At 44.7% G+C, this 9,199-nt stretch carries 10 protein-coding genes; 7 read left to right on the top strand and 3 right to left on the bottom strand.

Going from position 1 to position 9,199, the window contains the following annotated elements; translation table 11 throughout:
• The 7 genes from A3735_RS17785 to A3735_RS31095 form a co-directional block, all read left to right on the top strand.
• Positions 1-199: lipoprotein (locus A3735_RS17785; protein WP_231882572.1), on the top strand; the 199-nt coding region annotated here is incomplete at its 5' end.
• Positions 200-275: 76 nt separating this feature from the next.
• Entirely contained in the window at positions 276-1,529 is a 1,254-nt protein-coding gene (gene lysA / locus A3735_RS17780; RefSeq protein ID WP_068512862.1) for a diaminopimelate decarboxylase, read from the top strand.
• A gap of 39 nt (positions 1,530-1,568) precedes the next feature.
• On the top strand, positions 1,569-2,399 hold the full coding sequence (gene dapF, locus A3735_RS17775) for a diaminopimelate epimerase (protein ID WP_068512859.1): 831 nt from the start codon (positions 1,569-1,571) through the stop codon (positions 2,397-2,399).
• A 153-nt stretch (positions 2,400-2,552) separates the two neighbouring features.
• Positions 2,553-3,302 carry a DUF484 family protein gene (locus A3735_RS17770; RefSeq protein ID WP_082870321.1) on the top strand — a complete coding sequence of 250 codons (750 nt, stop codon included), beginning with the start codon at positions 2,553-2,555 and terminating at the stop codon, positions 3,300-3,302.
• 61 nt (positions 3,303-3,363) lie between these two features.
• Entirely contained in the window at positions 3,364-4,260 is an 897-nt protein-coding gene (gene xerC / locus A3735_RS17765; RefSeq protein WP_068512856.1) for a tyrosine recombinase XerC, read from the top strand.
• Between the two features lie 71 nt (positions 4,261-4,331).
• Positions 4,332-6,050 carry a GGDEF domain-containing protein gene (locus A3735_RS17760; protein WP_068512853.1) on the top strand — a complete coding sequence of 573 codons (1,719 nt, stop codon included), beginning with the start codon at positions 4,332-4,334 and terminating at the stop codon, positions 6,048-6,050.
• 64 nt (positions 6,051-6,114) lie between these two features.
• On the top strand, positions 6,115-6,741 hold the full coding sequence (locus A3735_RS31095) for a hypothetical protein (protein WP_068638376.1): 627 nt from the start codon (positions 6,115-6,117) through the stop codon (positions 6,739-6,741).
• Between the two features lie 2 nt (positions 6,742-6,743).
• Here A3735_RS31095 and A3735_RS17750 read toward each other — a convergent pair whose 3' ends face one another.
• From A3735_RS17750 to A3735_RS17740, 3 genes are all read right to left on the bottom strand, one after another.
• Entirely contained in the window at positions 6,744-7,412 is a 669-nt protein-coding gene (locus A3735_RS17750) for a glutathione S-transferase (protein ID WP_068512847.1), read from the bottom strand.
• A gap of 183 nt (positions 7,413-7,595) precedes the next feature.
• On the bottom strand, positions 7,596-8,606 hold the full coding sequence (locus tag A3735_RS17745) for an SGNH/GDSL hydrolase family protein (RefSeq protein WP_068638374.1): 1,011 nt from the start codon (positions 8,604-8,606) through the stop codon (positions 7,596-7,598).
• A 270-nt stretch (positions 8,607-8,876) separates the two neighbouring features.
• Positions 8,877-9,199, bottom strand: a 323-nt coding sequence (locus A3735_RS17740; protein WP_231882571.1) for a DUF2956 domain-containing protein, incomplete at its 5' end; no start/stop codon positions are given.

The raw sequence follows: 9,199 nt of genomic DNA, 5'->3' as shown, positions 1-9,199 counted from the left end.
TGTGAGTAAACGTATGAGATTAAAACTTACGCCTCTTTTTATCATGTCATGTGTGGTACTGGTGCAAGGCTGTGGCCAAAAGGGTGATCTCTATTTGCCTGTGCACAATCAGTCGGAAGTGGTGGAAAGTCCTGCTTCCGATAAGGCAGAAAAAAAGAAACGAGATACGAGAGCCCCAGAAGAGCAGTTTGAGAACTAAGCTTAGCAATCCTGGGTGATTGGCAAATTCTATCCAAGCCTGAAGCGGTTCAGGCGATTAAAAAGTGTTATAAATCATGAGTTATTTTTCGTACCAGAATGGCGAGTTGTATGCAGAAAATTCGTCACTAAGCCAGATCGCTGAACAGTATGGCACCCCGTGTTATGTTTATTCACGTGCAGCATTTGAGGCGCATTATCAGGCTTATAAAAAAGCCTTTGCAGGGCATGCGAACTTAGTTTGCTATGCAGTCAAGGCAAACTCTAATCTGGCTGTACTGAATATTCTTGCCAAGCAGGGTGCCGGTTTTGATATTGTCTCGGTCGGAGAACTAGAAAGAGTGCTGCGTGCTGGTGGTAGTGCAGATCAGGTGGTCTTTTCAGGTGTCGGCAAACAAGCACATGAGATGCAACGCGCGCTTGAGGTGGGTGTTCATTGCTTCAATATTGAGTCCGAGGCAGAGCTCTATCGTTTAAATGATGTTGCTTTGGAGATGGGCAAAGTCGCACCGATTTCATTACGCGTGAACCCTGATGTTGATGCGGGCACTCATCCCTATATTTCGACCGGCTTAAAAGATAATAAGTTTGGTGTTGCCATTGAGCAGGCCCCAGCTATTTACCAGGCTGCTTCCAAGCTGGCTGGCGTAAAGGTGATAGGCGTTGATTGCCATATCGGCTCCCAGCTAACTGAAACGGAACCATTTCTTGATGCATTAGAGCGAGTTTTGCTTTTGGTTGATCAGCTTGCAGAACAAGGGGTCGTGATCGAGCACCTTGACCTGGGTGGTGGTTTAGGCGTTACTTATGATGACGAGCAGCCACCTGAAGTGGCTGACTATATCAGCGCTTTGTTAGAAAAAATCGGGGATCGAGGTCTAAAGGTTATTTTGGAGCCAGGACGTTCCATTGCTGCGAATGCAGGTGTTTTATTAACACGGGTCGAATTTCTGAAGCACAACGAAGATAAGCACTTTGCGATTATCGATGCGGCGATGAATGACCTGCTACGCCCGTCTTTATACAGCGCATGGCAGAATATTATTCGGGTAGAAAAAGAGCCGGGTTCTGATTGTGAGCGTCATCACTATGATTTGGTAGGGCCGATTTGTGAGACGGGCGACTTCTTGGGTAAAGATCGTGATTTGGCTATTAAGGCGGGCGACTTGCTCGCGGTAATGTCATCAGGTGCTTATGGCTTTGCAATGAGCTCGAACTACAACTCCAGAGGTCGTGTGGCAGAGCTGGTTGTAGATGGTGAGCAAGTCGTATTAGCGCGTAAGCGTGAAACAATTGATGATCAACTAGCGCTTGAGAATTTGATGCCTTAGTGGGCATTTAGAGTATTTTAGGTATCGGGAGAAAACAATATGGTGGTGAACTTTACCAAAATGCATGGTTTGGGTAATGACTTTATGGTGGTTGATATGATCAGCCATCATGTTCACCTTCGTCCTGAACAAATTCGCCGAATGGCTGATCGTAATTTAGGTGTGGGCTTTGACCAGCTTTTGTTGGTCGAACCACCTGGCAAGCCTGATGTTGATTTTCGCTATCGAATTTTTAATGCCGATGGTTCAGAAGTTGAGCAGTGTGGTAACGGTGCCAGGTGTTTCGCAGTCTTCGTGCGCGAGAAGAAGCTAAGCAACAAAGATAGTATTCGGGTCGAAACAAAAAAAGGCGATATTGAGTTAAAGGTCAATGATGATGGTCGCGTCCTTGTAGACATGGGCGAACCAGTATTCGACCCAGAAAGTATTCCATTTACAGCGGATGCTCCAGCAGATAGTTACAGCATCGATGTCGATGGTGAACCCTTGCAGATTTCTGCGGTGTCTATGGGCAACCCTCATGCTGTTTTGCAGGTGCCTGAATTGAGTGATCAGCAGGTTGCGCATTTAGGACCATTGATTGAAGCGCATGAACGCTTTCCAGAGCGTGTGAATGTTGGTTTTATGGAAATAGTACATAAGCGCTTTATCCAACTACGCGTTTACGAGCGAGGTGTGGGTGAAACCTTGGCCTGTGGTACCGGTGCGTGTGCGGCTGTTGCCGCTGGAATAAGCCGAGGTGTGCTGGAATCGCCAGTTGAGGTTCGCTTGCCTGGCGGTAATCTAAAAATTGAGTGGCAGGGCGTCGGCTCACCGTTAATGATGGAAGGCCCCGCTATGACTGTTTTCGAAGGAAAAATTCGAATTTAGCGCTACACTTAGTTAGCGATAGGCGTTTAGTGAGGCTTGAACTAGATTCGTGATCTCTTAGCCCACATCGTAATACTGATAGATTTCAGATAAATAAATATAAGTTTTGAATGGACTCCCCCAGACATAGTGAACCGTATTAGTGAAGATAGTATGAGCAATAAAGAAGTAAACGCTGAAGTAAGCCCGCAAGCTGCGAGTATTCAAGAAACTGACGTTATTGAGTATTTGAAGACTCACCCTGAATTCTTTGTTCAACATGATTACTTGTTGAATGAGCTAAAAATACCTCATGCGAGCGGCGCTGCGATATCTTTAGGGGAGCGTCAGGTGCAAGTATTTAGAGAGCACCGTGATGAGCTGAAAAACAAGCTTAATGAACTGATCTCCATTGCGCATGAGAATGATGCTCATTTTGAGAAGACCAAACGCCTGTTATTAAACTTGTTAGAGGTGAAGAGCCTTGATGAGATTGAAATGGTCGTAAATGAGGCATTCAAAAATGATGCGAATATCGACTTCAGCAGCATTTTATTGTTTGGTAAGCCAAGTGACTACCCTGTTAGCGAAGTGAAAGTCATTTCGATCGATGAGGCTCGGGGGCAGCTAGGCGGTATTCTCGATCATACACGAGCAGTTTGCGGGCAGTTCCGAGACGAAGAGCGTGCATGCTTGTTCCCGAACCCCGAAGAAGTCGGTTCAGCGGCAGTGATTCCTTTACGAAATGGTGAGCTTTTGGGCTTGTTCTGTTTGGGCAGTCGCGATGCTAAGCACTTTGATAGCTCAATGGGCTCTTTATTCCTTTCTTATATCAGCGATTTTATCAGCCGTATTCTGCCGAATCTGTTGTTGGCTGCTAAGCGACAGCAGGTAGAGGACTCAGTTCCTTCGCTCTTGGAATAGATATTTTCGAAGCGAGTCGCCATAAATGGTTTAATGATCCGGTAGAGAATTCGAGGCAGTGATGGAAAAGTTACTAGAAGAGTTTCTCGATAATTTACTGGTCGTTAGGAGGCTCTCCCATCACACTTACACCAATTACAGGCGTGACTTGGAGCGTATTCATACTTGGTGCTCTGAACAGGGTATTCACGCTTGGAGTGAGCTCAGTCACGCTCATGTCCGCTTATACGTTTCTTACCTGCACCGTAAGCAGCTTTCTAGCAAGAGTATTCAAAGAGCACTGTCGTCACTACGTAGTTTTTACAATTACCAGATTAAACATGCTTTGCTAGAACACAATCCGTGTCTGGATGTTCCGGTTCCAAAAGGGAGCAAAAAACTGCCTAAAGTCTTGAATGTTGATCAAATTAACCATCTATTAGATAACGATAGTGGCGATTGGCATGTGATTCGTGATCACGCCATGTTCGAGGTTTTCTATTCTTCAGGTCTACGCCTTTCTGAATTAGTAAATTTGAATGTAAATTCCATAAATCTTGATGAAGGTTTTGTTGATGTGCTGGGTAAAGGTGGCAAAGAAAGGCACTTGCCATTAGGAAGCAAGGCCATTGAAGCGCTAAAAGAGTGGTTAGCCTTTCGTGGCGATTGCTTGGGAGAAGAGGCGGTCGCACTTTTCATTAGCCAGCAAGGAAAGCGGATAAGTGTACGTAATGTTCAGGTTCGCTTGAAAAAAATGGCAATCGAGAAAGGTATTATTAATGATGTCAGCCCGCATATGCTGCGACATTCTTTTGCAAGCCACATGTTGGAGTCGAGTCAAAACCTTCGCGCCGTACAAGAATTATTAGGCCATGCCGATATTTCCACCACACAGGTCTATACTCATCTAGACTTTAAACATTTAGCTGAGGTGTATGATGCATCTCACCCTAGAGCCAGAAAACGAAATACAAAATAAGCATTATCATTTTTGTTTGTTTTACTAAGTAAATAATAACATTTGAATCGGTTCAAAAAGCTGGAGAACTCATGAGTAACCAGTCGGATTTAAAAAAAGAGCTAGAACGCTGGAAAGATAAGTATTTTGAGCAAGGTGAGTCTTTTGACGGCCAGAAAAAGCTCATTCAAGATTACGCCTCACTGATGCAGCGAATTCTGGTGCGTGTTAGCTTGGCGGCAGAGCACACTTCTGATGAATTAGATGGCGAGTTGGCTAGCTTGCGCAGTGCGGTGCGCAGTGCAACACCTGAAAAGAATGATCTCGAAAAGCGCCTTAAGCGTATTGATAAATTGATTCTTGCGGCGGACGAGAGCAAACAGCAAAACCTGAGAAAAGTAGCGAGTGCTTTAGAGAGTATTATCGATCAGCTATTGACTCTCAAGCTTCCTCGAAAGCAGAAAAGTGGGCTAAAGAAGCTCTTAAAGTCTATCGCCAAGCGTTCGTCAAATATTCAAGAATACCCAGCTATCCTGTCTGAGTATGCAAAACTCCAGTCTGAAGTCTTGTCGGTAATTGTTGACCCAGACAAAAAAGAGGCCGGTTTCTTAAGTCGTCTCTTGGGTGGCGGAAGTGATGAAAATGCAAGCGCTGATACGGCTTCGGGCGAAGATAGCTCCCTCAGCGAAGAGGACTTGGAGCTAGAAACGGACGATGCCAGCAATGCAGCAGAAGAGCTTGCTCCTGGCTTTTCTTCTGTTGCGCGGCATATTCGCAACACTTTGAGTAATCTACTGGACCAATTAGCGTTTCCAAGCAGTGCGACCAGAGAAGTAGCGAAACTGCGTGGTCAAATTGAAAAAGAGCTGGTTTGGTATGAACTTGGCCCTACTTTGGATGATTTGTCTAACTTGATCCTTTCGGTTGTGGGTAAAGGGCAGCGCGAGTTTAGTAACTTTCTGAAGGTGCTCGATGAGCGCTTGAGTAAAGTTCAGGACTTTTTGGTAGAGAGTCAGAGTATTGATGACACCTGGCAAGATAAAAACGAAAAATTTGATCAACATATGCGTGATCAAGTCGATGAAATGACTCAGCGTGTGGGAAAAGCTGTCGATATAGATGATTTGAAACGATCTATTTCGGAGCACTTGGACAGCATATCCAGTGCTGTAGATCAGCATGCTGGTGATGCAGTTGAACACCAGCAAGCAAAAGAAGAAGAGGTCGAGGTCCTAAAAGAGCGCATCAAAGCGATGGAAGAAGAGACTCGTTATATTCGTAAACGCTTGAAGGAAGAGCGAGATAAAGCATTAAAAGATTCTTTAACGTCGTTGCCTAATCGAGAGGCTTATGACGAACGTTTTGAGCTGGAGCTTGAACGTTACAAACGTTATAAAAAGCCGGCTACACTGGTGGTGGCGGATATCGATTTCTTCAAAAGTATTAATGACAACTATGGTCACCTATCGGGCGATAAAGTTCTACAGATTATTGCCAAGGAAATTCAAAATAGAATACGCAAGACCGACTTTGTTGCGCGCTATGGTGGCGAAGAGTTTGTGATTATTTTGCCAGAAACAGATTTGCAAACTGCAAAGCAGGTAATTGAAAAAGTAAGGGAAATGATCGGTCGCTTACCTTTTCATTTTCGCGATGAAAAGATTCAAATTACCATGTCTTTTGGCTTAAGTGTCTTTGAAGAAGGCCTGGATCAGGGGCAGTTATTTGAACGAGCAGACTCTGCACTGTATCAAGCAAAAGAAAATGGCCGAAACAGGGCAGAAGTGCGGAGTGAAGCATCTTCTGACTAGGTAAATTTCGGGTCTTGACCTAGACTTATTGTTAGGGAAAGAAATTAGCAAAGAGCAAAACGGTATGAGTGAGCAGCAGTACGAAATTGTATTTTACGGCAAACTGGTTGAAGGCTTTTCGGAGCAAGAGACCAAGCAACACGTTGCGCAGCTATTTAAAACAAGCGTAGACCAAGTAGAGCGCATGTTTACTGGCAAGCGGGTGGTGATACGTAATAAGCTCGACCAGGAAACGGCAAAGAAATATATCATTGCGATGAGTAAGCGTGGCGCTGATTGCCAAGTTGAGGCGATGGGCAGTCCGGGTGTCAAAGTAGACTTTAGTGCGCCAGCTCCTCAGGCTGCGCCAACGCCAACGCCAACGCCAACGCCAACGCCAACGCCAACGCCAACGCCAACGCCAACGGCTAAGGCTCCCTTAACGGCCAGTGCTTCAAAGACCGATTTGCAGAATGTTGCCAGCAAAACCGGCCTTAATTTGGCAGGGGAAAAAGTAGACGAGATACTATCAGATACGCACTTTCAAGTTGGCGAGGTGGGCGAGCGCTTATCAGAAGTACATGAAGAGGTCATGGCAGAATTCCATGAGCTGGATAATGTGACGATTGCGCCTGTTGGCAGTGATATTGCTGAAAAGAAAGAAGAGCTTCCACCGGTGATTCCGGATACTTCTCATTTAAGTTTAAAGTAACCTTAACTGTCACTTGGCAAAGGTAGCCAAGTGATTTCGTCACCTTCCTTCCAAGCCGGATACTTCTTCATAATACTCAAAAATATGTCAGACTCTTTGTAGTCTGACAACCAGCGCTTGAGATAGTCGTAAGGGCTCGCATCAAACCATTCTAGGTCTACATGTGCAAATTGTCGTATAAAGGGAAAGATGGCGAGATCTGCCAGGCAGGCCTGCTCGCCAAAAAGAAAAGTTTGGTTTTGTAAGCGCTTGTCCAAAAGCTCTAAAAAACCTTCGCCTTGCTTGCGATATTCCTGCTCACTTTGTTCTGGGTGGCGGTCTGCATATTTGTATCGATCAAGCTTATCTTTGAATTCACCGTCATTGATTGAAATAAGGTCGAGCATCTCGTTAAGTTTGGAAGCATCTAAAAAGTTGTCTGGATCGTATCGTTTGAAAGCCCACTTCATGATATCCAGGCTTTCATCAATCACTTGCGGGGCCTCGGATTCTGAATGATGAAGGATGAGCACCGGAACGGTACCTTTCGGAGAATAATGCAGCATTGTCGCTGGCTTATTTCGTAAGACAATTTCCCTTATCTGAATCTTTTCCTGGCTAAGAGTCAGGGCCAACCGTGCTCTCATGGCATAAGGGCAGCGTCTGAAGGTGTATAGAATTGTCGAAGGCATGGGCGCAACCGTGTTTTGAAAACAGGCATGATTCCATTTGCTTTAACTAAAAGCAATTGAAGTTCTAAGTTGTAAGGGTGTTATCGACTGGAATAAAAAAAGAGGGCCGAGGCCCTCTTAGAGTTAGTACTGCTTTATTAGTTATCGTTTTGGGTGTGTCTGGTAGGGAGGCTCAAATTTGTTTTATTGAGCCAATAGAGTTTGAACGATTTCCATGCCTGCAGCTTGGTGAGCTTGCGTAGTCGGATGAATTTCGTCATAGAATAAGAAGCCTGTTGCCGTTACGTAGCCGTCGCACTCAGGGTGAAGGGTGCCACCTTGAGATAGCATGTAAGCACATGCGTCGTCAGTATTGGTGTAGCCATAGTCTTCAGCGTTGTCGACTTGATCAGTCAAGAAGCTGAATAGGTCGTATTCGATGAAATCGACACCTGTTTGATGCTCAAGACGAGCCAATTTACGATCCAGCTTGCGATTGAACTTAGCTGAAAGCTTAGTAGTAACGTGTATAAGGCGGTTCGCTTTGCGCTCTTGGCGAGTCGTTTGAGTGTTTGCAAGTAAGCCAGCAACAACCAAATCAGTTTCGGGGATCGCGCCGATATCTGGAGCATTAGATACTAGAATGTGCTGAGCACCAGAAGCGATCAATTTTTCGATTTGAGCAATTTCAGATTCAACAGCTGCTTTCAATGAAGCATTAGCTGCCTGACGAATAGCCTGACGTTCTTCAGCTGTAGAAGCGAAAACTGCTCCTGAGCGAATTTCACGTGCTGCACGAATGTCATTGCCACCGATTAATACGATGTATAGCGCGTCTGAAGGGGCAACACCTGCATTGATTTGTAGGAAAGCATTAACCTGGGTAGGTAGGTTGATGTCCGGTGTAGATTCATCACCATCTTCGTCAACTGCTTTTGCACCAGCAATAGCAAAGTTGTTACCAGTATAACCACCCGCTAAGTGTAGCGATGGTGTTAGGGTATGACCTAGTGCTGCTGCAACGACTTCTACCGCTACAGGGCCATTGGTGAAACGTTCACCATAGGTTTGGTCTGGTGCAATGGCATTAAGGTTACCATTATCAGAAAGGCTATCGCCAAATACGTATACATTACTGTAGCCGTTCGCATTAACCGCGAATGCAGCAACAAGTAGTGACGTCAGTGTCACCAACTTCAATTTCAGGCTTTTCATCAATCGACTCCGTTAATTTTCTTAATTTTGTTTTTTTCATGTATGTAAGTGTTTTATATGTTCTTAAAGAACTATTCTTTTTCAGGTTCTTTCTTGTCTGACTTTTTTGGGGGACTCCTCCAAAGCAATGACAAGTAAGTGATTTAAACCATATAAAAAAGAGGATTACGAAGCTGTGGCAAAGAAGGGTAATTTAGGTAACTTAGGTTAAATTCAGAGTTTTCAGTGAGACTTGGTTCAAAACTAATCAAATTTCATCGAGATGAGTTCTTATATTACTTGGAATATTGCAAACAAAACCCATGATAAAACGAGTAAAGACCAGGGTAACCACGTCTGTGCTTTAGGTGGCTGAACATGCTCTTCAAGCTGTTTTTCTTCACTACTGCTTGCCATCTGTTTGGCTTTTTCTGCAGCTTTTAATTGCTTGTCGAGCTCTCGGCTTTTGGCTTTGTGCTGTTTTTTATACTGCTCAATCCCTTTTTGAATACCCTGGGCAATGATTTTTGTTTGTTCTTTCGTTTGGCCTGGGCGTTGGTTCGCTTTTGCCAGCTTATTAGCTTCTTCCAGCGTCCGCTCGCTTCCTTTTGAGT

The sequence above is a fragment of the Oleiphilus sp. HI0061 genome (genome assembly GCF_001635675.1).
The sequence above is the reverse complement of the archived record's forward strand: the minus strand, read 5'-3'. Positions and strand labels throughout refer to the sequence as shown.